This window comes from Spirosoma luteum DSM 19990 (assembly GCF_000374065.1).
Taxonomy (GTDB): Bacteria; Bacteroidota; Bacteroidia; order Cytophagales; family Spirosomataceae; genus Spirosoma; species Spirosoma luteum.
In genome coordinates, this window is the sequence record NZ_KB893264.1 from 22,502 (window position 1) to 47,458 (window position 24,957).

The following is a 24,957-nucleotide window of genomic DNA, read 5'->3' on the forward strand; positions in this document are numbered from 1 at the left end:
GAAGAGGGCTATGAAGCCATCTGCCGTAATTCTTCCACCATGATCCTCCCCGCCCGTTCGGACGCGCCCGGCTCGCCCATTTTTTGCAGTACGTCGGCATAACCGGCCAGTTGTTCCTCCCGACCCGGCTGACCCGGTAAAATAGCGCGTAACTCGGTCGTTATTCGTTCCGGGGTAAGTGCATTCTGAATCAACTCTTTCACCACTTCCCGGTCGGCAATCAAATTGACCAGCGAGATGAAGGGAACGGCAATCAGCCGCTTGGCAATGGCGTAGGAAACCAGTGTTGTTTTGTAACACACGACCTGCGGAACGTTTAGCAGGGCAGTTTCGAGCGTAGCGGTTCCCGACGTAACCAACGAGGCTGTGGCTATATGCAGCAGGTCATACGCTGCGTCGTCAACGCGTTTTACCGTGGGGTACTTGACCAGAAAATTGTCGTACAGGGTAGCAGGCAGGTTGCTAACAGTGCCCACCAAAAACTGATAGGCGGGAAACTGTTCGGTAACCCGCAGCATAATGGGCAGAATGGCCGTAATCTCCTGATGGCGGCTGCCGGGCAGGAGCGCAATGACCGGCTGTTCCGATAAGCCCAGTTTTTCCCGAAAGGCCGGGTCTGGCCGGAATTCAGCCAGCGCATCAAACAGCGGGTTACCTACGTATTCGACGTTGAAGTTGTACCGGGCAAAGAATTCGGTTTCGAAGGGTAATATTGTGAACAACCGATCGACAGTAGCTTTGATAGTCAATGCCCGACGCTGGTTCCAGGCCCACACTTTGGGCGATATGTAGTAAAAAACAGGAATACCATGCCGCTTGGCAAACCGGGCCATGCGTAGGTTGAAACCCGCATAATCGATCAGAATAAGCACATCGGGCCGATGGGCCAGCAAGTCGGTCTGGCATTGGCGCAGGTTGCGTCGGATCGTTCCCAGGTTTTTTACGACCTCTAGAAAACCCATAAAGGCCATAGTACGGTAGTGGCACACCACCACAGCACCAGCGGCTTCCATTAGGTCTCCGCCATAAGCCCGGAAACTGGCCTGAGGGTCATGGGCATGAATGGCCCGGATCAGGTTGGCACCGTGCAGGTCGCCGGAGCGTTCACCGGCTATCAAATAATAAGTCATAACCGATAGTGAGTTAGTAAGCCCGGCAGCCAGTAAGATAACCAGTCGGTCCGTGTTTAGCTACTGAATTAACTTATTAACCAACTAACCGTCTGACTGGTTAACTTGATTCACTCACCAAAGTAATCAACAAAGTTCTTCGGAGTTTCGTACAGCCGAAGCTGGTGGAGATGGGCGTCGGTAACGGGTTCGAGCGCACGCTCCAGAATCTTCCAAATCTCCGTGATGAATATTTCGCAACTGGCCATTTTGCCGTGCATAAAATCGACATCGAGGTTTAGATTTTTATGATCTACTTTCTCGATAACTTCCCGCCTGACGATGTCGCCCAGTAATTTCAGGTCGATTACAAATCCCGTATCGGGGTCGGGCTCTCCCTTTACCGTTACGATAAGTTCAAAATTATGGCCGTGCCAGTTTATGTTCGCACAGGGGCCAAAAACTTCTTTGTTCCGCTCTTCCGACCAGGCTGGATTATAAAGCCGGTGGGCCGCGTTGAAGTGTTCAATTCGATTGATATAGACCATTCGTCTGGTTTAGATGGGGCGGTTGCCAGAAACGCCGGTTTGAAAAATAAGCCACAAAGATACAAACGGAATGACCCTCCGTAAACAGAAAAGTATGGGTATAAATATGAGACTGGCCTGTATTGGACTCCGTATTGGAAATGTACAATTTAATCTCTAAATACGCTAGTCCATTCTCCAATATAAAACCTGTATCTTTACAGCCTGTTTTACTTAGTATTTAGTGGTACTTAGCTAGTTATCAATACGAACACGTTTACGACCACCAGTTTATGATTATCGTTACGGGAGCCGCCGGTTTTATTGGGAGCTGTTTAATCAGCAGGTTGAATCAGGAAAATTTCAATTTTATTATAGCTGTTGATGATTTTTCGTATCCTGAAAAGGAGGCAAATCTAGTCGGTAAACGTATTCAGGAACGGGTAGATCGGGAGGTTTTCTTCGATTGGCTCGATCAGAATTATCAGGAGGTAGAGTTTATTTTTCACATCGGTGCCCGTACCGATACGACTGAGTTTGACCGGCAGATTTTTGAGCATCTGAACGTAGAATACTCCAAACAAATATGGCATCGCTGCATCGAGTACCAAATACCAATGGTATACGCTTCTTCGGCCGCTACTTACGGCCTGGGCGAACTGGGTTATGATGATAATGAGTCACTAATTCCGCAGCTGAAACCGCTCAACCCGTATGGCGACTCAAAGAACGAGTTCGATAATTGGGTGCTAGAGCAGGAGCGGAAACCCTTCTTCTGGGCGGGACTGAAGTTCTTCAATGTATACGGCCCCAACGAATACCACAAAGGCCGGATGGCATCCGTTATATTTCATGCGTATAACCAGATACGGCAGTCGGGCGGGATGAAATTATTCTGTTCCCACAATCCTGATTTTGCCGATGGGGAGCAGATGCGTGATTTCGTTTACGTAAAAGATGTAGTAGATATTTGCCTGTTTTTGATGCACCACCGCCGGAACTCCGGCATTTACAACCTCGGCAGCGGCAAAGCCCGCACCTTCCTCGACTTGGCTAAAAACACGTTTTGCGCCCTCGATCTGGAACCCAAAATCGACTTCATCGACACCCCCGTCGACATTCGCGATAAATATCAGTATTTCACGCAGGCAAACATGTCCAAACTGCGTTCCATCGGGTATCAAAAACACTTTCACACGCTTGAGGATGGTATCGCCGACTACGTAAAGAACTACCTGAGCAAAGGGGCGTATTTGTAAATAGTACTATTGTTGCCTATTCAATAACCTCAATTGTGTGAGTCCCTGCACTGTGCCGATAAATTTTGCTCGTTCCAAAATCCAACTGTAGCCTGTTAAGAATAACAACTACGTTTTGTAGTTCATGGTCAGGTAGATTATTATCGTGAATGAGCGAAATGAGCTCATCAATGCATTGCTCAGCCTTGGTCGTTTGCCGTAATTCAAGTAGTAGATAGATAACAGTAAACCAGTCATAAATATGTTTGCGCCCATAAAGCGATGGATTTATCAGTTCATTCGGACCTAGTTTGCTACGTCTGAGTATACCAATCATTCCTTCCAAGCTTGTGAGCTGATTCAGATAGGGTAGAAAAAAATGCCTCAACTCATACTTTAGCATTTCAACATCAATCTGCCCATCAGCCCCTTTCTCCAATATATACCATTGTGTAGCGTTGGGGAGGAGGCAAGCCCGGTCGCACATAAAATTTGTAATGTAGAACTTTTGTTTAGCGTTGACCCAGGTACGGGCTGGATTGAAATACCTGTAGTCAGCCGCGATCTCGACACCCGCCACTACGTATAGGCGTGTTTCCCCTTTAAGTCGCCACTTACCAACATAATCAAGCTTAATAATCAGCGGGAATTCACCTCGTACATTGACGAACTTATTCGCCTGCTGGATCGTGAAATCAGACAGCGAATCAGCCAACTGATTCATAGCCAGTTTTGTGAATTCGTGATGCTTGTTAGATGACATTTTTAAAGACGTTAATGCACATCAACTTTTCATCTCACTCCCAGATCACCTCGATCACCTCTTTCTTTAAATCGACCGTCGTCTGTTTTTCGCCAGTCGACCGGCGCAGGGTGATTTTGCCGTTGTTCACCTTGCCTGCTTCCTGATTCAGCACGTGCGTAGCATCTTTCTTGTGAAAGACCGATACGATGGATTCCGGTGTCCCAACGGGCAACGTCAGCGTTTTGCCGGTAGCCTTCACCGACCGGGCCGTTGGTGTTGAATCCTGGTTTTTGAGTAATGCCAGTGCCCGTGATGCCTGTGGCACACCATAGCCAATATAGTTATTGCCGTAGGGGTACAGGTGCGACGATTTTTCGATGATGTCCATCACCTGTTTATTCGTCAGTTTGGGGTTGGCCTGCATAATACAGGCGGCAAATCCCGTAATGACCGGTGCCGACAGCGAGGTGCCGTACAACGAAAAGCACGATACATTCGGTTTTAGATACGGCAGTTCTTCCGGCCCGATGCTGCTGTAGCCAATGCGGTTCCAGAGTCGCCCGTTGGTGGCACCGATGGCGAGTACCCCCTGCGCATCGGCGGGGGTGCTGATGATGCGCCACGACCGGTCTTCGCCCTCGTTCCCGGCCGACACGATAATGAGAATGCCTTTTTTGTCGGCGGCAATCTGAGCCGCCTTACTAATCAGACTCGTATGGCCGTTCATCTGGCTGGGTTCGTAATTTTCCTTCGGGTTGCTCATGCCCTTGGCGTAGCCCAGCGAGGTGTTTATGAGCCGCACACCCAGGCTGTCCATCCACTCCATAGCCGATACCCAGTAATCTTCTTCGCCCCGGTATTCGCGGTTTCCCTGGTCGGTGCGGGCCAGGTAGAACGTAGCATCGGTAGCCATGCCAAACTGGATATTTTCCGTTGGGTCGTTCCCCGCAATGGCGGCCATTACTTCCGTTCCGTGGAAATCGGACATGGTTTCGAGGGTGCGGAAAAGGTTGTCGTGCGTTTTCTTTTCGTTGACGTAATCACGCACCCGCTTTACCCCGTCGCGGGCAAATACGTGTTTGAGCGCACTGGCCGAGTCGGCTCCGAAAAAACCGGCATCGATAATACCAATGTTAACGAACCGACCCGTCAGACCAGCCTGCACAAAGTCGGGGGCCTGGATCTGGGTAAGTACCGGAGCCATCTGCGGGTTGGCCGGTACGCCGAGGGAAGTTACGACAATAGCGGGGTCGATGGCCAAAATCTGAGAGACGAAAGGCATAGCCGAAACCCGCACGTATTGCTCGCTAGTTAGCCGAACCGATACCGCGTTCAGCCAGCGTGACTGGCAAACGGGTTGAACACCCGCCTGTTTTAACTGAGCCAGATAGGTCGCTGACACCGGCAGGTCCGTTTCGTCAACCGGTAACTGCTGCTGCTGTCGCTGAAGCAGGGATTGCTTCGACAGGGCCGGAGTCGATGTCTGTTCCTTACCACGAAGCAATACCCAATACTTAGGGACACCAGCCTGGGCTGCACCAGGCTGGGCCTCCGCAAACGAAATAAAAAGGCAGAAGAATACGATTAATTGGCGCATCAGAATAGGTTTAGGCAGAAAAAGAGCAGGGCCTTTCGGCAGAAAGCTGCTGATAGACTAAACATGAAAACCCGTAGATACTGTTACGGCTTTTGAGTTTATTTGCAAAAATAAAGAATAAACAGAAAATCAGCCTCAACCGTCGGACGCATGCGCTATTTGCCCATTGATAATCAGCTTCTCATAACCAATCGTCAGCGTCTTACTCAACTGCTGAAACCAAAATCACTGGTAGTACTCAATGCCAATGATATTATGCCGACCAATGCCGACGGTACGATGACCTTTCGGCAAAACAACGACCTTTTTTACCTCAGTGGTGTCGATCAGGAAGAAACCCGACTGGTACTCTTTCCGGAACACCCCGACCCGAAGTTCCGGGAACTGCTGTTCCTGCGTGAAACCAGCGAACTCATCGAAATATGGGAGGGCCACAAATTAACCAAGGCCGAAGCGGAGCAGGTGACCGGTATACCGCAGAAGCAGATTTTCTGGATGAATCAGTTCGAGACCATTTTTATCCAGCTGGTCTATGAGGCCGACTTCGTGTACCTGAACACGAACGAACACACCCGGGCGGGCGTGGCGGTGCAAACTCAGGATGCCCGGTATGTAGATGAATTCCGGCAGAAATACCCACTCCACCAGTTGGAACGGCTGGCTCCACTCATGCATCAGTTGCGGGCCATCAAACAGCCACAGGAATTGCCCCTTATTCAAAAAGCCATCGACACGACGGAAACGATGTTTCGCCGATTGTTGACATTCATTAAACCGGGCGTGTGGGAGTATGAGATTGAGGCTGAGATGATGCATGAGTTCCTCAAAAATCGTTCACGAGGGGCGGCCTACAGCCCGATTATTGCCTCCGGGGCCAATGCCTGTGTGCTGCATTACATCGATAACAGTGCTCAGTGCAACGATGGGGACGTTATTCTGCTCGATATTGGTGCAGAGTATGCTAACTACAATGCCGATATGACCCGTTCAGTGCCTGTAAACGGTCGATTCTCTCCGCGGCAGCGGGCGGTATATGATGCCGTGTTGCGGGTAATGAACGAAGCAACCCAGATGCTGCGGCCCGGCAACCTGTGGGACGAGTACCACCGGGAAGTGGGCAGGGTGATGGAGTCCGAACTGATTGGGCTGGGCCTGCTGGATAAGGCAGAAGTAGCCAAACAGGACCCCGATGCTCCTTTGTACAAGAAATACTTCATGCACGGCACCTCACACTTTCTGGGCCTCGATGTACACGATGTGGGCAACAAGTACCGGAAAATGGAACCGGGAATGGTGTTTACGGTGGAGCCGGGTATTTATATACGCGAAGAAAAATTAGGCATTCGGCTGGAAAACAACGTACTCCTGACGGAATCAGGCAATATTGACCTGATGAAAAACATTCCGGTCGAAGCCGACGAGATTGAGTCGATAATGAACAGGTAGGATTTAAGCGCTATACCAGAGGTTTGATGTTTGCTGGTTGATGTTGGCCCAGGACTTTGCCAGTAAGGCACCTGAACCACAAACATCAAACCTCGAACTATTTTATTCTACCTGCTTGGTGTTTTCACGTTCGAGGGCGATGCTCAGGCTGGAATAAATCCGACGAATGGCCTTCTCCAGGCGCTCCCAGCCCGCATCGGAACGCAGGTCAATGTCGCCGATGTGATCGCGCTGGTCGCTGGTGAGCACAATATGCGTAACAGCCGCCACCATTAGGCTGGTAATAGCCGTAGGGTCGAAATCGGAATAAGGAGCCAGCTTGCTCACCATGTTACTGTACGACTGATCGCGAAAATCGGCCAGTCGGCGGGCCAGCTCAGTGCCTCCGTTCGACATTTCCCAGCGGATCAATTCCTGTGATGACTTACGGCTTCGGAACTCGCGCATGAATTGAATCGTATATTCCGACCAGGCCTTGCTACGCGCTTCGGGAGCCAGGTTATTGGGTACCGAATCCAGAAACTTCTCATTGAACATCGACAGGAAAAATCCCCGTTGTACGTACGCTTCCAGCAAACCATTCCAGCCACCGAAATACCGGTAAATAAGTACCTTGTTAACGCCCGCGCGGTCGGCAACGGCGTTTATTCCTGCTTTGTCGGTACCCCGTTCGGCCATTACATCGCCCATAGCGCGCAAAATGCGTTCCATGGTCATTTGGCGATTTCTTCGCTTAACGACTTTCATAGAATTGTATAGTTTTAATTCGTATCAGGTTTATTCATAATGGGGAACGATGGGGATTCACCAGTCTGTAGGCAATAGTTACAAATATGGGTATTAGGCACTGTGTTGTCAACCATTCTCCTGAAGTTTGTAACAATACTTAGTAAAAGGGAAAAGTAGACTAAGAAGTAAACACTGGCCATATACGAAACCAGCATAATTCCCGTGAAAATGACGAAAAAAGCCTGCGGGTGCTGTAAACGGCCTGATTTTGTCGTAACGGATCCTGTTGTTGGTTAATAACAAGGCAGTAAGACTAAGCACCGGCGGCAGAATTAGTGCTTATCGCTCTGGGTAGGCGTCAACCTGGCCGGCTAATTCCTGAATGGCCTCCTGTAGTTGATCCCGGCTCAAAAAAATAGCCATTTCCATCGGGAAATCGGGGTATTTGTGCCACGAGGGTGTAAGGTCATAATCCAGCTGGATTTGCAGGCGAAATGCATCATTGGACAACACTTTCGCATCCAGGCTCAGTCCCGGCGCCGGAAAGCTAAGGGTCAGATGCTTGGTCGCTTTCGTCCAGAGTAGCTGTAACCCGCTCAACAAACGCCGGATCTCCCAGGTTTGCAGGGGAGCCGAATGCGTGTCTGCCTTGTGTCCCCAAAGCGTTGAAAACCGGCACTGTAGCCGGTTGCGGTCCCGCCAGGTTTTAGTGGTGGTACTGTATCCCAGAATAGCTAGTTCAAAGGTAGCGGTCGAGTCGGAGGAAGAGATGAATTTCATGCTGAGTATCGTTTGGAAGGAGTCTTGTCTACTTAACAAATATACTAAGTATTTGTTGAGGAACTGCACTTCCTCGTCTTCGCCATACCCCATCAGAAATCAACTATATGCCATAGCTGGTACCCGACTTTACCTATCTTTGCCATCGGTAAAAAAATACTCAATCAACTAAACTCAGACAGATGGCAAAGGTGCTCATTATTGGAGCCGGTGGTGTAGGCAGCGTTGTGGCGCATAAATGCGCTATGAATAGCGACGTTTTCACGTCCATTATGCTGGCCAGCCGTACCAAAGCAAAATGCGACCGGATTGCGGCCGAAATCAGGGAAATGCACGGGGTAACCATTCAAACTGATCAGGTTGATGCCGATCAGGTTCCCGACATGGTAGCTCTGATCAACTCATTCAATCCTGTACTGGTAATCAATGTAGCATTGCCGTATCAGGACCTGCCCATTATGGATGCCTGTCTGGAAGCGGGTGTTCACTACATGGATACCGCCAATTATGAACCGAAAGACGTTGCTAAATTTGAGTATAGCTGGCAGTGGGCTTACAAAGAACGCTTTGAAAAGGCGGGCCTGATGGCCCTGCTGGGATGTGGTTTCGACCCCGGTGCTACGCAGGTATTTACGGCCTATGCCGCCAAACACCACTTCGACCGGATGGATTACCTGGATATTGTGGATTGCAATGCCGGGGATCATGGCAAAGCATTCGCTACGAATTTCAATCCCGAAATCAATATCCGGGAAATCACCCAGCCGGGCCGCTACTGGGAAAATGGCGAATGGATCGAAATCCCGGCCATGAGCATTCACAAACCCATCGAATACCCCGGCATTGGCGAACGGGAGTCGTACGTACTGTACCACGAAGAACTGGAATCATTGGTAAAGAACTTTCCGACCCTGAAGCGGGCACGTTTCTGGATGACCTTCGGGCAGGCGTATCTGACGCACCTGGAGGTGCTGCAAAACGTGGGTATGACCCGCATCGACCCGGTTAAATTTAATGGGATGGATATTGTGCCGCTTGAGTTTCTGAAAGCAGTGCTGCCCGCTCCCGATTCCCTCGGCGAGAATTATACCGGGCAAACCAGCATCGGCTGCCAGATAAAAGGGGTGAAAGACGATGAGGAGCGCACGTACTTTATCTGGAACAACTGCGACCACGCCAAAACCTACCGCGAAGTACGCGGGCAGGCCGTTAGCTACACAACGGGCGTTCCGGCCATGATTGGAGCCATGTTGATGCTGACCGGCGTGTGGATGAAACCTGGGGTCTGGAACTGCGAAGAACTCGACCCCGACCCGTTTATCGAGCAAATGAACAAACAGGGGCTTCCCGTGAATGAGCAGGTGAATGCAACCTTGCCGCACGAGTACCCGGCCTGATAAAAATTAGCCAAAATGGGAATCCTGCTTTACCACAAGGCAGGATTTTTCGTTATAAACATAACCGGGAACCGCCACGTTTCCGTTGTTTTCTATCAATCCCACAGCGCATGAAATTCCTGTTCCTGACCATCCCTGCCATACTCATTTTTTTGAGCACGTCTGCCCAAAATACCGATACGACCAAAGCAAAACCAGCCCGGCCCTTTAACCCCAATGACCGGCGCAATGGCTACGAAACGTACCAGTCGATGAATCAGGTGGTGGGAGAGGGGGTTAATACGATGATCAACACCATCGACCATCGGTATGAGGGACTTCGGGGAACGCCTTATTTCCTGCCGGAATGGAACAAAGGGCAGATTGAAATGGTAGCCGGACAGCATTATACCAACGTACCGATAAAATTCGATGCCTATCGTCAATACCTGATTTTACTCCGGCCCCAGGCGGGTAATGACTCCATTATTGTGAATACCAATCAGGTAAAATCATTTCAGTTCAAAAACAGCGATGGGCAGGTGTACACGTTTCGTCATATTCCAACGGCCAAAACCGATGACGAAGTGCTGAAAGGAGGTTATTTCCTGGTGTTGTATCAAAACAAATCAGCGCTGTTGAAGCGGATTTTAAAAACGTTTAAACCGGCCGACTACAAGAACCCGTACTCAAATGGAACGCGCTATGACGAATTCAGAAACGCCGTTTCCTATTATATTCTCAAGCCGGACCAGACGCTGGAGAAAGTAAAACTGTCTGACAAGTCAATTATCGAAGCCTTGGGTGCCCACACCGATGAACTGAAGGCATTTGTAAAACAAAACAAGCTGAGCGGCAAAACGGAAAACGATGCCATTCAACTCGTGCAGAAGTACGACAGTTTTTAAGGCGGATTGTGGAAAGTAGCGCTAACGGGCATCCATCCGGTATAAATCAACAACGCTATGTTCTCCAGCAATACACCCGAAACAGTCGCTCTCACGTACGACGACATTATTTTTCAGTCCCGCCACCGGGCTTATGGTGCTTTCGCCTTACGCCAGCAGTATAAACCGACGCTTAGCCTCGCTCTTTGGCTGGGTATCGGTTTGTTTTTGCTCGGACTCGCTACGCCTATTCTGTACAATCGGTTCTGGCCGCAGTCACTAAACCCGAATAGCCAGTCCATGACGGAGGTAACACTTCAGCACGTAGCCGAACCGCCTGCCGAACAACCCATTTCCATTCCCCCGGCCGAGCCTGCTCCCGCAGTTGCTACCGTTCGGAACCTGCCCCCCATAGTTATGCCCGAAGCCGATGTGGTAGAAGATGTTCTACCCGCCACAACAGACCAACTCAGGGATGCTACTTCCGGTGCCGAAACCGCCGAGGGTACCGGCGATATGGCCATTATCGCTCCACCCGAAGCGTCCCCGCCAACCGTAGGGGAAAAAGCCCTTGAGGTAGTGCCCAAAACGGACGAGCCATTTGTTGTGGTTGAGCAACAACCAGCCTTTCCCGGCGGCATGGATGGCCTGCGAAACTTTCTGAGCAAAAACCTGAACTACCCCCGTCAGGCTACTTCGGCCAATGTTTCGGGACGGGTGTATGTTAGCTTTGTGGTCAATATAGACGGGAGCCTGACCGATATACAGGTGCTGAAAGGAATAGGATTTGGCTGTGATGAAGAAGCACGGAGGGTAATCAACAGCATGCCCCGCTGGCAACCCGGCAGGCAGTCGGGTCGGGCGGTACGGGTAAAATTCAACCTGCCCATTTCGTTCTCGCTGGAGTGATGGTCTGTGGAAAATAGAGTCTTTCTACATCTCATAGTCATACCATACATCATATGCCATGTCCTTTTGCCGCTACTGTTGTCAGCTGATAGTACGCCAAATTGTTACGTTTATCATCTGTCTGTTGTTGCTGAACAGTAACGGATTTACCCAAAAACTCAGTCTATCCGATACAACCGTCTATACGATTGTAGAGCATCCGCCAGAATTTCCGGGTGGATTGGGTGCGTTAAAAAATTACTTGCAGGGAAACGTCCGGTATCCAGCCGAAGCGCAGAAGGTGGGTATAAAAGGCAGGGTGTTTGTGTCATTCATCGTGGAGAAAGACGGCCACATTGCCGACGTAAGGGTGCTGAGGGAACTTGGCTATGGTTGCGATGAAGAAGCTGTACGCGTTATCAAGGCTATGATCCGCTGGAAACCTGGTAGTCAGTCGGGCATTTCTGGGGACGTTATCCTGCGGGTCAAACACAACTTGCCCATTTTCTTTGGTATCGACTATACCTACTATCCAAGAACAACAAAGTAATTGATGCCGTACCTTTGCGGCATGAACACGACGTTATCAGACCATATACATGGTACCGACCGGTACGCCGGAGCGGGACCCATTCCTTCGCCCTGCTTCGTGCTGGAAGAAGCCAAACTCCGCCGAAACCTTGCCCTGATTGATTCGGTTCAGCAGGCGGCCGGAGTTACCATTATTCTCGCATTAAAAGGTTTCTCGATGTACAGTGCGTTTCCGCTGGTACGCGAATACCTGAGCGGGGCAACAGCCAGTTCACTCAACGAAATCAAACTCGTGAACGAGTACATGGGCGTGAAAGCGCACGCCTACATTCCCGCCTATCAGGATGATAGTTTTGACGAAGTCGTTGGCCGTAGCAGTCACCTGACATTCAATTCCTGGAGTCAGTGGGAGCGGTTCGGTAGCCGTGCCGTGGGGAAGGTTTCGTGCGGCATACGGGTCAATCCGCAGTATTCTGAAGTGGCCACGGAGATGTATAATCCCTGCATTCCGGGTTCCCGGCTGGGAGCCACCCGCGACCAGCTACCCGACCAACTCCCCGACGGGCTGGAAGGGATCCACTTTCATACGCTCTGCGAAAATGATTCCTTCACGCTGGAACGCACCCTCGACGCACTAGAAAGTCGGTTTGGTGATTTGCTCCACCAGGCGAAATGGGTCAATTTCGGGGGTGGTCACCTGATGACCCGCGAGGGCTACGACACCAATCACCTGATTGGTTTGCTGATGACGTTTCGACAGAAATACAACGTGGATATTATTATGGAACCCGGTTCGGCCATCGCCTGGCAAACAGGAGTGCTGGTTTCGTCCGTTCTCGATGTGATTGATAGTCAGGGCATCGACGTGGCTATTCTGGATACGTCTTTTGCCGCCCACATGCCCGACACTCTGGAAATGCCGTACAAGCCCCGGATTATTGATTCATACCATGAACCGGTTGCTGGCAAACCCACCTACCGGTTGGGGGGTATGACCTGCCTCGCCGGTGATTTCATGGGGGATTATTCGTTTGATAAGCCACTTGACATCGGGGATAAAATCGTGTTCGATGATATGATTCACTACACGATGGTGAAAACTACCACCTTCAACGGCGTGAACCTGCCATCCATCGGAATCTGGAAAGAAAACGGGGAATTCCAGTTAGTGAAATCGTACGGTTACGAGAGTTTCAAAGACCGGCTGAGTTAAACACGGCCGGTTGGCTGGTCAATAAGGCCGGTTTCTTCCCACCGCTTGAGCCAGTCTTTTTTTACGCCCTGAACCTGCGAGAAAAACTGATAAAACGGGAGCATGTCGGCTGCGTAGTTACCGGTAACATAGAGTGGCTCGCTTAGCAAAACCAGCTTGCGGGGCCAATCGAAACCAACAAGAATAAGAGGAACATTCGCTTTGAGCGCAATGTAGTAGAAGCCTGTTTTCAGGGATGATACATTACTGCGGGTGCCTTCAGGAGCTATGCAAACGTGCAGTGTATCGTGTTGCTGAAACACGGCGGCCATCGCATCCACCAGATTATTGGATTTATCGCGGTAGACGGGCTTGCCACCCAACGCCCGAAAAAGCCAGCCTGAGTACCAGGTAAACAGGGAGCTTTTGGCCAGGTACTCAATCCAGATATGAATGGTTGGGCGGATACCCAGCCCGATCAGGAAATCCCAGTTGGTACTATGGGGAGCTACTACCCAAATGGCTTTGGGTACGGTGGGAACGGGGCCGGAAATTCGCCATCCGAAACGGTTAAACAGCCAACGGGTTAGGGCGCTGAGCATAGTGATAAAGAGTTGATAGTGAAAAATGAAAAATACTGCAAATAGAGTGTTTTATTCTTCACTACTAACTCTTCACTAAAGGCTAGTATTTCCGGTCGTTGCGCTCCAGCCACCGGCCCGTCATAAACGAAGCAGCAAGCAGAACGGCGTAGAACAGAAGTGTCAAAGGGGTTGATAAATCCATGTCGAAGTATAAGTTGAATTCAGGTACAAAAGTAAGGGTTTAAACCTGTAAGGTCTCAAGACCTTACAGGTTTTTTTATAAAACCCCTTTGGTGCTGGGCAGGTTATCCAGCTCGTTAATATCCCGCCGAACGGCCATTTTGATGGCTTTGGCGAAAGCCTTGAATATGGCTTCTATTTTGTGGTGTTCGTTATCACCCTCTACCTTAATATTCAGGTTACAGAGGGCGGTATCGGAAAAGGACTTAAAGAAATGGAAGAACATTTCGGTGGGCATATCGCCAATTTTCTCCCGTCGAAACTCCGCACTCCACACCAGCCAGGGGCGTCCCGAAAAGTCGATACCCACCTGCGCCAGTGCTTCGTCCATCGGTAACAAAAAGCCGTAGCGGCTAATGCCCCGTTTATCGCCGAGGGCGCGTCGGTACGCTTCGCCAAGGGCCAGGGCGGTATCTTCAATGGTGTGGTGTTCGTCGATGTGCAGGTCGCCGTCTACGTGAATAGTCAGGTCGGCACCCGAATGTTTGGCTACCTGGTCCAGCATGTGGTCGAAAAAACCGACACCCGTATGAATGTCGGCCTTACCGGTTCCGTCCAGATTGAGGGTAACCTGAATTTTTGTCTCCTTCGTATTGCGCTCAACGGTGGCTATGCGGGCAGGCAGGCGCAGAAACGCATAAATTTCATCCCAGTCGTCGGTTCTGAGTGCAATAGCCTGCTGCATCTCTTCGGTCAGACTGCCGATGTCGGCTGTTTGTACCGTATCCAGCCCGCCTGGGGGGAGAAAAAGAACCGCTTTGGCTCCCAAGTTAATGGCCAGCTGCACATCGGTTAGTCGGTCACCGATTACGTAGCTGTTTGCCAGGTCGTAGTTGTCTGAAAAATAGCGGGTAAGCAGCCCGGTCCCTGGTTTGCGGGTAGGGGCGTTGTCGCGGGGGAAATGGCGGTCGATGTGGACCGCTGAAAAATGGATATTTTCACCGGCAAACGTAGCCAGCATCTTGTTATGAGCAGGCCAGAAGGTGTCTTCTGGAAATGAATCTGTTCCCAGTCCATCCTGATTGGTCACCATCACCAGGTCGTAATCGGTTTCTTCGGCAATCCGGCGCATGGCCGAAATCGCTTTTGGGATATAGTCGAGCTTGGCTAATGAATCAACCTGCTGGTCGGGCTGGGGTTCCAGAATGAGCGTACCATCGCGGTCGATAAACAGAATTTTTTGCATAGTGGCTTTAATAAGCCGCAAAGATACAGGTCTGATGCGATGCTTATAAAAAAGTACTAAATTTGCGAACTGGCATTTGGTACTATTTCCACTGCCAGTAGTACTGATTCGTCTATCCTATATATTTATAAGTAAGTTTAGCAGTTCTTTTTTCGTTGTATAATGGTTAAAGAGTACATAAATAAGCAGTCACTACCCCATTCCGAATTGCTCCTTTCATCTTCGATGCATACGAATTAAACAGGTTATCCTATACTGATTCTTTGTTGCTATACCCGTGCACACGATCTATTATCACCCAACCTTAAAGAGGATTTTTTCTCCTGTATTCTCTCATATTTATACAACTATAAAATTTTAGGTAAAATATGCCTTCAGCATCAACACTGACCCGTATTGGGGTTTTTTATGACGGTAACTATTTTTTGCATGTAAGTAATTACTATAATTATTCTCACGAGCGTCGCAGCCGAATCAGTATTTCAGGATTACACGCCTTCATCCGTCGTCAGGTTGCCGAGGAGGAGGGAGTCAATGAGCGCCTTTGTCAGATTGTCGATGCCCACTACTTTCGGGGGCGGCTTAATGCGCACGAAGCTAATCAGCGCGGCAATCAACTTTTTTACGACCGCCTTTTCGATGATATCCTCATGTCGGAAGGAGTTGTTACGCATTACCTGCCCGTAAAAACGTATCAGGGTTACCGGCAGGAGAAAGGGATTGATGTATGGCTGGCACTCGAAGCGTTTGAACTGGCTCAGTACAAGAAATTCGATGTCGTAGTCCTTATCACGTCCGATGGTGATTACGTGCCCCTCATCCGTAAACTGAACACCCTGGGTTCGCGTATTATGGTGCTGAGCTGGGATTTTGAGTTCCTGAACGAACAGGGGGAGAAGCAGGTAACGCGCACCTCGCAGGATTTGCTGGAAGAAGTATCCTACCCCGTTGGCATGCACGCCCTGATTGATGACCGGAGCCGCCGGAACGACCTTGTCATTCAGAATTTATTCGTGAAACCGCAAACCCGTCCAACGTTTACCGCCGTGCCCGCTAACGGGAGTTCGTATAGCAATGGAACGGGTTTCAGTAATGGAGGTGAGTTGATGGCCAACGATGCGTACGAGTCTGCCTACGCGCCAGCCGATGAACCTAATTATAACCTGGCCGATACGCTACTAATTGACGATGACCCGGATGGGCGTAAAGTAAGCACCATCCGAAGTTTAAAGACGGGGTACGGCTTCGTAAATTTCCCGCCCAACAATTTGTTTTTCCATTATACCAGCCTGGTCGACACGGATTTTAACGAATTGCAGTTAGAAGACGAGGTTGAATTTACGGTGAGCCAGAGTGCGGAAGGAAAAGATATTGCCGTTGACGTCCGGTTGATACGATAACCACTACCGGCGTCATACGCTGAATTGACAATCCCCCTTTCTGAATTGACTCTGTGTCAGTTCGGAAACGGGGATTTTTTTGCTGCCATCTAAGTGGCTGACGTATACTGGTGAAGTATCTGTTTGGGATTTATTTTCTGTCATTCCTGGTGTACCGGTCCAGAGGACCTATTCACCCTGGTTCGTCTGTGTTCGCTGCTCGCTCTCCGGTTTGTTGTAATGAAGTTAAACCACCCACGGCAATAGGAAATAAACTTGTTTGTGGAACGTGTGGAATAAGCATTTTTTTTCATCATTTGATTTACGGCTTGCAACCCTCTGACTCATTTGTGACTCATTGAAAAAAACCGGTATACAACCGCAGAAATTATTCTACTATAATTTTAGTTAAATTTTGTTAACTATGTAAATAGTTTAAAGTGTTCCCTTAGATTTGTTTCCTCAACCATTTCAACTTCCCCTTTGTTATTTCATGAAAAACATCTGCTTACCGGCCGTGTTCTGCCTGATCACCAGCGTATTGTACGCCCAAAATCCGGTGAGTCCGGCTCGCTTTACGTTGCAGGGGCGCGCTGTCGACACGCTGGCGGCTCCACTGGCCGAATCGACGGTGATGTTGCTGAGTGCCAAAGATTCTTCCCTGGTCAATTTCACCAGAGCCAGCAGCAACGGGTCGTTTGCTTTCAAAAATGTCAAGTCCGGTAATTACGTTCTGAAAATCTCATTTGTCGGGTTCATTCCCTACAACGAGGTTATCAAACCGGCCACGGATGCGGTCATGGATCTGGGCGATCTGAAAATGAAACCCATCACCCGCGAATTGTTTGAGGTAGTGGTCAGAACGGCAAAGGCACCGCTCACCATCCGGGGCGACACCATCGAGTACAACGCCAGTTCGTTTAAAGTGCCGCCCGGTTCCACCGTTGAGGATTTGTTGCGAAAACTACCGGGCGTACAGGTCGACCAGGACGGCAACATCAAAGCCCAGGGGCAGGACGTGAAACGGGTGACGGTGGATGGCAAGAACTTCTTCGGCAACGACCCAAAGCAGGCTACCAAAAATCTTCAGGCCGAAGCCATCACCAAAGTGCAGGTCTTTAATGATAAAAGTGAACAGGCTAAACTGACCGGTATTGACGACGGTAAAAAGGAAAAGACCGTTAACCTGGAATTGAAGGAGGAGTTTAAAAAAGGGGGATTTGGCAAAATAACGGCGGCCGCCGGACCCGCTTCTAACAAGGTATCACCCCGGGCAGAGGTTAAGGCCAGTTACAATAAGTTTAACGCAAAGCATCAGTTCTCCCTGGTTGGCTTAGGCAACAACACCAATCAACAGGGCCTATCGCGCGATGATTACCAGGATTTCCGTGGGAGTAATGCCTACAACGCTAATAACAATGCCGACTTTGGCTTTAGCAATAACTACTTCTATTTCTCGGATAGTGGCGACGAAGGACTGGGTATTCCGGTGAGTGGGCGGCAGGGTGTCGGTTTTTCTAAAAATGCGGCCGGGGGAGCCAACTACAACTTCGATACAAAAGAGAAGAAATGGAGTGGCAGCTATTATTATAATCAGACCCGATTGCAACTCGATGCCCGTCGGTTGAGCGACTTCACGCTACCACAAAGCCAGTACACGAAAGATGAAGCCAGTAATCAGACTAATTTCAATGGCAACCACCGGGTAAGTCTGCGTTACGAGCAACAACTCGATACGATGCGTACGCTGGTATTTATCAACAATAGTCGGTATGGTATTGGTAACGCGTTTCTGCTTCGAAACCAGAATTTAACCCGTAGTAACGGAGCCATTACGAATAATAGGAGTACCAATGCCAGCGACCAGCGGCAGTTTGCTTCCTCTAACTCGTTGATATACCGGATAAAAATGCACAAAAAAGGGCGGAGCTTTGCTGTGAGTGGCACGTATGAAGTCAATACAAACAATGCTACCCTGAACCTGGATTCGTACAATACCTATTCCGGTCCCATAACGCAGGCCGATAAGTCGCCGGATATCCATCAGGACCAGAAAAATGACATTGTTCGGAGCGAATACAAAGCCAGTTTGCAATACGTAGAACCCTTTGCCAAACGATTCTTCTGGGAAACATTCTTCAATTTTAGTTTGCGTAATGACGAAGTAAACCGCGATGTATTTAACCGGGGTGACAGTCGGTACGTCCGAAATGATACGCTGAGTCTGTACTACAAGAATAACTACATCTATAACCGGTTGGGAAGCAGTGTTCGGTATTCCTACAAAGGGTTGAACGTATCGGCGGGACTGGCCAGTCAGCGTTTTACCCTGAATGGGGAGTATCAGTCCTACCAGCCCGGGCAGATTAACCGGGTTTTTAGTACGCTGATTCCGAACGTGAACATTAACTACGATCTGAAAAAGAACCGGTATCTCTACGGGGGGTATAGCGTAAACGTTCAGATTCCTACTTCGCGCGATTTGCAGCCCATCATAAACAATACGAACCCGCTCTATGTCAACGTTGGCAACCCCGATTTGCTGCCCCAACTGTCGCACAATGTGAATGCCGGTTTTCAGTACTTCAATCCTGGTAGTTTCATGAACCTGTATGTGGGATTAAACGCGGCTAAGTACGTAAATCAGATTGTGTATAGTCAGAATACCGATGCACAAACGCTGGTTACGGTTATCAGGCCGGAAAACCTGTCGGGCGGTAGTAATTATGGGTCGTACATTGGGTTCGGATTTCCGCTGAAAAAGACGAAGGCCACACTGGATTTGAATGGAAACTTTAACATTGGGGATAACCCAACTCGAATCAACGGCGTACTTAATGCCACCCGCTCGCAGAGCTACTACACTGGAGCCCGATTGAGCCTGACGCCCGTTGAGTGGCTAACCTTTTATGGAAATGCCAATCTGGGTTTCAATTACACTCAGTTTTCAATCAATCCAGACCGGAATCAGAACTTTACCAACAACAATTACGGTGGTGAACTGACTCTGAAACTCCCGCACGATTTATATATCAATACAAGCATGAATTACAGAGTCAGCAAAAATGCGCTGCTGAATTTCGACCAGCGTATTCCGCTCTGGAATGCATCAGTCTATCATATTCTAGGTAAAGCCAAGCGAGCAGAAATTCGGTTGACGGCGGTGGATATGTTGAATCGAAATGTGGCTGTTTCACTTAACCAAGGGGCCAACTACACGCAGTCGGAAACGATTCAAACGCTGGCGCGGTATTTTACAGTAGGGTTCACCTACAATATGCGTGGTGTGAAAGCCAGTATGCGTCGGGAAAGTTATTAGTAATGCATGTTGGGTAAAAGAAACTGCCCGGGAAAAACACACGAACAAAACAGACTCCATGAAAAAATTAGTCATTCTATTTGGCCTATTGCTATCCATAGTCGCCAACGCTCAAAATACCGAAGGGGTTGCTACCTACGTGCGTAAAGAACACTGGATAAAAATTACCAACCGGCTAACATTCCTGAGCCAGGAACAGAAAGATCGGGAAGCTCAAACCTGGAAGAACTGGGAGGAAGATAACAAGGGTATTAAAATGAAACTAACGTTTACACCCAACGAAAGTTTGTACACCTATCTGAGCGATGAACCCGAAGAAGGGGGATACTCATGGCGGAAATCTGATTTTTTCGTGTACCGAAATTTCGAGAAAGATAAAAAAAATGACATCATCGAGATGCTGGGCAAAACGTACATCGTGGAGGATTCATTGCACGCACCCATCTGGAAAATTGGTGACCAAATTAAAGAGGTAGCGGGCTACATATGCATGAAAGCCGAAACGGAAGATCCTATAAAGAAGCAAAAGATTGTTGCCTGGTTTGCCCAGGACATTCCCATACCCGCCGGTCCCGAAATGCTGAATAGCTTGCCAGGGCTTATTCTGGAACTGGATGTCAATGATGGGGACGTAGTTATTGAAGCGACGAACGTAGCATTTAAAAAAATAACGCCGGATGATTTGAAGCTACCCAAACAGAAAGGTAAGAAAATGAACGATGCGGGCTACAACACACTTCTCAAAGAACAGATTGCGGAAAGTATGACCGCTCACCGGAACCCATTCGGCTGGTCAAGAATTCGGTATTAAACGGGTAGATCAGAATACGTTAAAGACAACCCGCTTACAGACAACCTGCTCAAAGGTCTGTAAGCGGGTTACTGGCACCATCGTAATAAATTAATAAGGCTCATTGCCTTCCTCTTCTTCCTCGGCCAGTTCAGTAATCTGCTCATCGATCTCGTCATCTGACATGGTTCCGTCGAGTACCCCAACCGGAAATTCATCGGGTTCGGCATCGTTTGATACGCCGTCCGTAGCATGACGGGCGGTAGCGGTATCCGTAAACAGCAGCGTGTCCGTACCTTCCTCGTCGCCCTGGTTCCTGATATCGGGTTCATTATTGACACCCAGCCCTGCGTACACTACGGCGTCGTCGCCTTCATTGGCGGGCATGTCGTTATGCTGGGGTGATAATCCTTTCGTTGACGTGCCCGAACCCTGGTCGGGACTTTGCTGATTCGTGTTTTCCATAGTCGTACGTGCTTTGTCCAAAATGGGTACCTATACCCTCGCTGGGTACCATTCTTACGTACTAACCATCGTTAGGAAAAAGAGTTTTACCCTATTTCCAGACAACTATTTTCTGCACCAGTGGCGGGTGGTTTTCGGCTAGGAGCCGCAGCAGATAGGTTCCCTCGGGCAGACTTCCCAGGTCGAGTTGGGTGTCGGTATCTGTTACAATGGGTTGGGCAGGTAACATAACCTGACCCGACAGAGAGAGTAGTTCGACACGGCCATTGTACGGGGCATGTACCGTCAGGAATCGGTCTGTTGGGTTCGGATACGCCCAAGGGCTGATAGGCTCATCGTCCTGCACCGCCGTAATGACCACTTTCTGCGACGTGTTTTTCAGGTAACTGAGTCCCCCGGCCAGGCTACCCAGCATCAGGTCGGGCAACTGGTCTCCGTCCAGATCTCCCATGGTGGCAATCAACCCTTTGCCGGGCAGGCCAATGCCCGCCAGCGAGTCGATAAGCGTAAGGGGGGCACCACTGGTTGGGTCAGGAAACTGGTACACCCGAACGCTACCATTATCCGCAGCGGCAATCAGTTCATTCTTCTGGTCGCCGTTCAGGTCGGCCACCACCAGCGAGCGGGCTTTGGCGTACAAAAAATCATCGTTTTTGAAGCCGCCAAAGAATTGATTCTGCAACTGAAACGTAGGGCTAACGGCGGTTCCGGCATTCCGATAGTACTGAATCGTACCCAGACTATATTTACTAACCAGCATATCAGGTTTGCCATCCCGGTCTACGTCTGCTACGGTCACTAAATCGTTTGTCCCGATGAGTGAACGGGTAGGCCACAGTATCGCTTTATCCAGCGCAAATTGTACGGCTGCCCCCTTGGCTGAGGTATTGATGAATACCCTCACCTCAACGTCACTCTTGCCAACGCCGGTCAGCATCAAATCCATACTGCCGTTGCCATCGACATCGGCAAAGGAGGGAACGGTGTTGCTTTGAACCAATGATTTGGCTAGGCCCAGGTAATCGGTGGTGACGAGTGTGAAAGCCGGATTTTGCGTCGTTCCGACGTTAGTAAACTGCCATAATCCAGCCTGATAGGAAGAGCCGAAACCCGTACCACCAAAACCAACCAGCATATCCAGGTCGCCATCGCCATCCAGGTCGACCAGGGCCGGGGCCGCCCGTTCGCCCAGGTCGAGCATATCGCCTTGCAGGAAATCTTTCTGAATGAGTTGAAAAGATGGCTTCTGCGTGGTGCCGTTATTTTTATAAAACCAGCCCGATGCCCGGAAATCGTACAAATACCCGTCATTGGCACTTACATTGGGCGAGGCCAGTAAATCCTTCTGCCCGTCGCCATCCACGTCCTCCCAGAAAGTTACCGGGAAAGCCGGGAACAGAATCGGGGCCTTAGCCGGAAACAAACTATCGTACCCCGTAAAATTTGCCTTGTCGCTATTGGGGCCGCTATTCCGAAGGCGGGCTATGTTTTCGCAACTTACGAACCCAAACAACAGGTCTTTGTTACCGTCGCCGTCGGTATCCACTACGGTCAGCGTATTGCCAACGTGCTGAGGGCGCAACCGGCCTGGACTAACGGTCGTACCTACCCGCCCGGAGCCATCGCACTGAACCCCAAAGGTGAAATCGTTACAGAATTCTTTCCGGAAATGGCCCCAGCACAGGTCGCCGGTACGTTTGTACTCCAGTCCTTTCTTACCCGTTCGCTCCACGCTCATATTCTGCTGATAGGCAATGATGTTGCCGTCAGCATCGAAGGTGATAATGTCGATGTCGCCATCATCGTCAAAATCTGTAATGGCAGGCACGTCGACACTACTGACGTACAGGGGAATGGTGAGGCCACTGAAACTATCCGTTTTGAGCGGACTAGCAGCCAGCTTAAAAACGACTTGCCCATTCTGTGATTCGTTGTGATACACCCACACATTGCTGGAAGTACTCGTAAAAATGTCCTTACGGCCATCGCCGTCGTAATCGACCAGCAGGAACCAACTAGAGAGAGAGGAAGGAAACGCTGACTCATATTCTGGGGCGTATTGCCAGGCAATGCCGCTGCCGGTCGGGTTGTCGATGGCAATAAACGTACTGATTTTACTGGTTGTCCGGTCGAATACCACCAGGTCGTCGCGGGTGTCGTCGTTCAGGCGAATGGTGGAGTATTGCGGGGCGTTCAGCCCACCCGCCCACGGATTCAGCAGCGCTTTACCGTTGAGGCTAACCGGAGGGCTTTGGTCGGACCGAAACGCAATTTTCCCCGCCGACTGGGCGTAACTGAAACAGGACGACAGCAAAAAACAAAGCGTAAACAGCTTTTTCATCTAATTTTGGGACGTTGTGAATCGTCGGCCTTCGTGCGCAACGTTCACAGAAACAACGAACATAGTCTCTCTTTATGTCTATCGGCATGCTGTCAACCGACCAACTATACCCTAAATTTCTGGAATGTACCGGCGTTTCGACCGACACCCGCCGAATTACGTCCGACTGCCTGTTTGTGGCGCTCAAAGGCCCCAGTTTCGACGGTAACCAATTTGCGGAACAGGCACTGGCATCCGGAGCCCGTTACGCCCTGGTTGACGACCCGGCCGTAGCCGCTCGGGATGTAGACCGCTGCCTGCTGGTTGAGGATGGGTTGACGACCTTGCAGGACCTGGCCCGCCACCACCGGCAAACGCTCACCATTCCGGTCATTGGTCTGACGGGTTCCAACGGTAAAACCACCACCAAAGAACTGATTGCGGCAGTGCTATCAAAAAAATACCGGATCTACGCCACCATCGGGAACCTGAACAACCACATCGGCGTGCCGCTCACTATACTTGCTTTGAATGAGCAGTACGAACTGGCTGTGGTAGAGATGGGGGCTAACCACCAGCAGGAAATTGCGCTGCTCTGCTCCATTGCCCAACCTACGCACGGCCTGATTACCAACGTCGGCAAGGCGCATCTGGACGGTTTCGGTGGGATGGAAGGTGTTCGGAAAGGCAAGGGTGAGTTGTATGATTACCTGATTGCGCAGGGCAAAACGGTATTCATTAACTCACGGGATAAAACCCTGATGGCCATGTACCGCGAACGGCTGAAAAGCGCCCGTCCCGAAACCGTTTTCGCCGAAGTTATTTTTTACCCCGCAGTGGATACTGCCGCCGTGGAATCGGCCGCGGTTAATTCCCCCGCCGAACCAATGGCATTAGTTCAGGAATCGCCGGTTGTTGTTTTTCGGGATGCGGATGGCCGCGAAATAACTACGCACTTGCCGGGGCAGTACAATTACGAAAATATGCTGGCAGCCCTCGCTATCGGCGATTATTTTGGGGTATCGTCCCTAGAGGCCAGCCACGCCGTTGCTGATTATAACCCGACCAATAACCGCTCTCAGGTGATTAGCAAAGGCTCAAATACGATATTGCTCGACGCGTATAATGCCAATCCCAGTTCGATGGCTGCTGCTATTCGCCAGTTTGCCGCTACCCCGGCTAAACGCAAAGCCGTAATTCTGGGCGATATGTACGAGCTGGGCAATGAAAGCGAAGCCGAACACGCAGCCCTGGGTAAACTCATTGCCGACAGTAAGTTTGACTTAGTAATTTTGGCCGGTAAGGATATTCATTACGCTCTCGACTATTTACCCAAAGCATACTACTTCCCCGATAAATTTTCGCTCCACAATTGGGTCATGGATAACCCGATGACCGATACGCACGTATTGGTGAAAGGCTCGCGGGGCATGAGTCTGGAGTCGGTCGTGCCGTTTATATAGTGTAAATGCTTTGAGGTCAGACCAGACTACTTGAGTGAAGCTACAGAACTGATTTTTGCCTGGCGGACCGTCTAAATGCAACCTCAAAGCTGACAGATTTTGGGCTACAATGAATCGCCTTTTTTTCATTTCAACGCAGGAGAAATCTTAAGCTGTGCTGGTACTC

The 24,957-nt window shown here is 49.9% G+C and carries 21 protein-coding genes; 11 read left to right on the forward strand and 10 right to left on the reverse strand.

Annotation, left to right across the window (positions count from 1 at the left end; translation table 11 throughout):
- Positions 1–8 precede the first annotated feature (8 nt).
- Both lpxB and B156_RS0116850 read right to left on the reverse strand, forming a co-directional pair.
- Entirely contained in the window at positions 9–1,130 is a 1,122-nt protein-coding gene (gene lpxB / locus B156_RS0116845) for a lipid-A-disaccharide synthase (RefSeq protein ID WP_018620932.1), read from the reverse strand.
- A gap of 110 nt (positions 1,131–1,240) precedes the next feature.
- Positions 1,241–1,657: a 6-pyruvoyl trahydropterin synthase family protein gene (locus B156_RS0116850; RefSeq protein WP_018620934.1), complete on the reverse strand. Its 417-nt coding sequence runs from the start codon at positions 1,655–1,657 to the stop codon at positions 1,241–1,243.
- 272 nt (positions 1,658–1,929) lie between these two features.
- Between B156_RS0116850 and rfaD the strand changes: the two genes are divergently transcribed.
- On the forward strand, positions 1,930–2,895 hold the full coding sequence (gene rfaD, locus B156_RS0116855; protein WP_018620936.1) for an ADP-glyceromanno-heptose 6-epimerase: 966 nt from the start codon (positions 1,930–1,932) through the stop codon (positions 2,893–2,895).
- Between the two features lie 16 nt (positions 2,896–2,911).
- On the opposite strand, the gene B156_RS0116860 is transcribed toward rfaD, so the two are convergent.
- Positions 2,912–3,637 (reverse strand): hypothetical protein, encoded by a 726-nt coding sequence (locus B156_RS0116860; protein ID WP_157627082.1) that lies wholly within the window; start codon positions 3,635–3,637, stop codon positions 2,912–2,914.
- A 34-nt stretch (positions 3,638–3,671) separates the two neighbouring features.
- Complete coding sequence (locus B156_RS0116865; protein WP_018620938.1) at positions 3,672–5,216, reverse strand: S8 family serine peptidase; 1,545 nt, start codon at positions 5,214–5,216, stop codon at positions 3,672–3,674.
- Positions 5,217–5,366: 150 nt separating this feature from the next.
- Between B156_RS0116865 and B156_RS0116870 the strand changes: the two genes are divergently transcribed.
- On the forward strand, positions 5,367–6,662 hold the full coding sequence (locus tag B156_RS0116870; RefSeq protein ID WP_018620939.1) for an aminopeptidase P family protein: 1,296 nt from the start codon (positions 5,367–5,369) through the stop codon (positions 6,660–6,662).
- A 102-nt stretch (positions 6,663–6,764) separates the two neighbouring features.
- On the opposite strand, the gene B156_RS0116875 is transcribed toward B156_RS0116870, so the two are convergent.
- The gene (locus B156_RS0116875; protein WP_018620940.1) at positions 6,765–7,379 is read right to left on the reverse strand and encodes a TetR/AcrR family transcriptional regulator; all 615 of its coding nucleotides are present in this window, start codon (positions 7,377–7,379) and stop codon (positions 6,765–6,767) included.
- Between the two features lie 351 nt (positions 7,380–7,730).
- A complete protein-coding gene (locus B156_RS0116880) occupies positions 7,731–8,171 on the reverse strand; it encodes a WapI family immunity protein (RefSeq protein ID WP_018620941.1) in 441 nt (146 codons plus the stop codon).
- Between the two features lie 182 nt (positions 8,172–8,353).
- Between B156_RS0116880 and B156_RS0116885 the strand changes: the two genes are divergently transcribed.
- The 5 genes from B156_RS0116885 to nspC all read left to right on the forward strand — a co-directional run bounded on the left by B156_RS0116885 (position 8,354) and on the right by nspC (position 13,066).
- Positions 8,354–9,568: a saccharopine dehydrogenase family protein gene (locus B156_RS0116885; RefSeq protein ID WP_018620942.1), complete on the forward strand. Its 1,215-nt coding sequence runs from the start codon at positions 8,354–8,356 to the stop codon at positions 9,566–9,568.
- Between the two features lie 110 nt (positions 9,569–9,678).
- Positions 9,679–10,455 carry a hypothetical protein gene (locus B156_RS0116890; RefSeq protein WP_018620943.1) on the forward strand — a complete coding sequence of 259 codons (777 nt, stop codon included), beginning with the start codon at positions 9,679–9,681 and terminating at the stop codon, positions 10,453–10,455.
- A gap of 57 nt (positions 10,456–10,512) precedes the next feature.
- On the forward strand, positions 10,513–11,343 hold the full coding sequence (locus B156_RS0116895) for an energy transducer TonB (RefSeq protein WP_018620944.1): 831 nt from the start codon (positions 10,513–10,515) through the stop codon (positions 11,341–11,343).
- Between the two features lie 127 nt (positions 11,344–11,470).
- Positions 11,471–11,872 carry an energy transducer TonB gene (locus tag B156_RS0116900; protein ID WP_245563762.1) on the forward strand — a complete coding sequence of 134 codons (402 nt, stop codon included), beginning with the start codon at positions 11,471–11,473 and terminating at the stop codon, positions 11,870–11,872.
- Between the two features lie 21 nt (positions 11,873–11,893).
- Positions 11,894–13,066, forward strand: a complete 1,173-nt coding sequence (gene nspC, locus B156_RS0116905; RefSeq protein WP_018620946.1) for a carboxynorspermidine decarboxylase — start codon at positions 11,894–11,896, stop codon at positions 13,064–13,066.
- On the opposite strand, the gene B156_RS0116910 is transcribed toward nspC, so the two are convergent.
- Complete coding sequence (locus tag B156_RS0116910) at positions 13,063–13,647, reverse strand: 1-acyl-sn-glycerol-3-phosphate acyltransferase (protein ID WP_018620947.1); 585 nt, start codon at positions 13,645–13,647, stop codon at positions 13,063–13,065. The two genes, nspC and B156_RS0116910, sit on opposite strands and share 4 nt — an antisense overlap.
- A 259-nt stretch (positions 13,648–13,906) precedes the next feature.
- Positions 13,907–15,055, reverse strand: coding sequence for a bifunctional histidinol-phosphatase/imidazoleglycerol-phosphate dehydratase HisB (gene hisB, locus B156_RS0116920; RefSeq protein WP_018620949.1), 1,149 nt, complete (start codon positions 15,053–15,055; stop codon positions 13,907–13,909).
- A 368-nt stretch (positions 15,056–15,423) separates the two neighbouring features.
- Here hisB and B156_RS0116925 point away from each other — a divergent pair, with 368 nt between their 5' ends.
- The 3 genes from B156_RS0116925 (at position 15,424) to B156_RS0116935 (ending at position 20,564) form a co-directional block, all read left to right on the forward strand.
- Complete coding sequence (locus B156_RS0116925) at positions 15,424–16,455, forward strand: NYN domain-containing protein (RefSeq protein WP_018620950.1); 1,032 nt, start codon at positions 15,424–15,426, stop codon at positions 16,453–16,455.
- Positions 16,456–16,927: 472 nt separating this feature from the next.
- Entirely contained in the window at positions 16,928–19,753 is a 2,826-nt protein-coding gene (locus tag B156_RS0116930; RefSeq protein ID WP_018620951.1) for an outer membrane beta-barrel family protein, read from the forward strand.
- 58 nt (positions 19,754–19,811) lie between these two features.
- Positions 19,812–20,564: a GLPGLI family protein gene (locus tag B156_RS0116935; protein ID WP_018620952.1), complete on the forward strand. Its 753-nt coding sequence runs from the start codon at positions 19,812–19,814 to the stop codon at positions 20,562–20,564.
- A 90-nt stretch (positions 20,565–20,654) separates the two neighbouring features.
- Here the strand turns inward: B156_RS0116935 and B156_RS0116940 are convergent, their stop codons facing one another.
- Positions 20,655–21,008 carry a hypothetical protein gene (locus tag B156_RS0116940; protein WP_018620953.1) on the reverse strand — a complete coding sequence of 118 codons (354 nt, stop codon included), beginning with the start codon at positions 21,006–21,008 and terminating at the stop codon, positions 20,655–20,657.
- A 91-nt stretch (positions 21,009–21,099) separates the two neighbouring features.
- Positions 21,100–23,349, reverse strand: a complete 2,250-nt coding sequence (locus B156_RS0116945; RefSeq protein ID WP_018620954.1) for a T9SS type A sorting domain-containing protein — start codon at positions 23,347–23,349, stop codon at positions 21,100–21,102.
- A gap of 74 nt (positions 23,350–23,423) precedes the next feature.
- On the opposite strand from B156_RS0116945, the gene B156_RS0116950 reads away from it, so the two are divergent.
- Positions 23,424–24,791: a UDP-N-acetylmuramoyl-tripeptide--D-alanyl-D-alanine ligase gene (locus B156_RS0116950; RefSeq protein ID WP_018620955.1), complete on the forward strand. Its 1,368-nt coding sequence runs from the start codon at positions 23,424–23,426 to the stop codon at positions 24,789–24,791.
- The last annotated feature ends 166 nt before the right edge of the window (positions 24,792–24,957 follow it).

Bases quoted from the DNA above. Each gene is read 5' to 3' on its own strand.
- lpxB (WP_018620932.1), bottom strand. From the start codon at position 1,130: ATGACTTATTATTTGATAGCCGGTGAACGCTCCGGCGACCTGCACGGT.
- B156_RS0116850 (WP_018620934.1), bottom strand. From the start codon at position 1,657: ATGGTCTATATCAATCGAATTGAACACTTCAACGCGGCCCACCGGCTT.
- rfaD (WP_018620936.1), top strand. From the start codon at position 1,930: ATGATTATCGTTACGGGAGCCGCCGGTTTTATTGGGAGCTGTTTAATC.
- B156_RS0116860 (WP_157627082.1), bottom strand. From the start codon at position 3,637: ATGTCATCTAACAAGCATCACGAATTCACAAAACTGGCTATGAATCAG.
- B156_RS0116865 (WP_018620938.1), bottom strand. From the start codon at position 5,216: ATGCGCCAATTAATCGTATTCTTCTGCCTTTTTATTTCGTTTGCGGAG.
- B156_RS0116870 (WP_018620939.1), top strand. From the start codon at position 5,367: ATGCGCTATTTGCCCATTGATAATCAGCTTCTCATAACCAATCGTCAG.
- B156_RS0116875 (WP_018620940.1), bottom strand. From the start codon at position 7,379: ATGACCATGGAACGCATTTTGCGCGCTATGGGCGATGTAATGGCCGAA.
- B156_RS0116880 (WP_018620941.1), bottom strand. From the start codon at position 8,171: ATGAAATTCATCTCTTCCTCCGACTCGACCGCTACCTTTGAACTAGCT.
- B156_RS0116885 (WP_018620942.1), top strand. From the start codon at position 8,354: ATGGCAAAGGTGCTCATTATTGGAGCCGGTGGTGTAGGCAGCGTTGTG.
- B156_RS0116890 (WP_018620943.1), top strand. From the start codon at position 9,679: ATGAAATTCCTGTTCCTGACCATCCCTGCCATACTCATTTTTTTGAGC.
- B156_RS0116895 (WP_018620944.1), top strand. From the start codon at position 10,513: ATGTTCTCCAGCAATACACCCGAAACAGTCGCTCTCACGTACGACGAC.
- nspC (WP_018620946.1), top strand. From the start codon at position 11,894: ATGAACACGACGTTATCAGACCATATACATGGTACCGACCGGTACGCC.
- B156_RS0116910 (WP_018620947.1), bottom strand. From the start codon at position 13,647: ATGCTCAGCGCCCTAACCCGTTGGCTGTTTAACCGTTTCGGATGGCGA.
- hisB (WP_018620949.1), bottom strand. From the start codon at position 15,055: ATGCAAAAAATTCTGTTTATCGACCGCGATGGTACGCTCATTCTGGAA.
- B156_RS0116925 (WP_018620950.1), top strand. From the start codon at position 15,424: ATGCCTTCAGCATCAACACTGACCCGTATTGGGGTTTTTTATGACGGT.
- B156_RS0116930 (WP_018620951.1), top strand. From the start codon at position 16,928: ATGAAAAACATCTGCTTACCGGCCGTGTTCTGCCTGATCACCAGCGTA.
- B156_RS0116935 (WP_018620952.1), top strand. From the start codon at position 19,812: ATGAAAAAATTAGTCATTCTATTTGGCCTATTGCTATCCATAGTCGCC.
- B156_RS0116940 (WP_018620953.1), bottom strand. From the start codon at position 21,008: ATGGAAAACACGAATCAGCAAAGTCCCGACCAGGGTTCGGGCACGTCA.
- B156_RS0116945 (WP_018620954.1), bottom strand. From the start codon at position 23,349: ATGAAAAAGCTGTTTACGCTTTGTTTTTTGCTGTCGTCCTGTTTCAGT.
- B156_RS0116950 (WP_018620955.1), top strand. From the start codon at position 23,424: ATGTCTATCGGCATGCTGTCAACCGACCAACTATACCCTAAATTTCTG.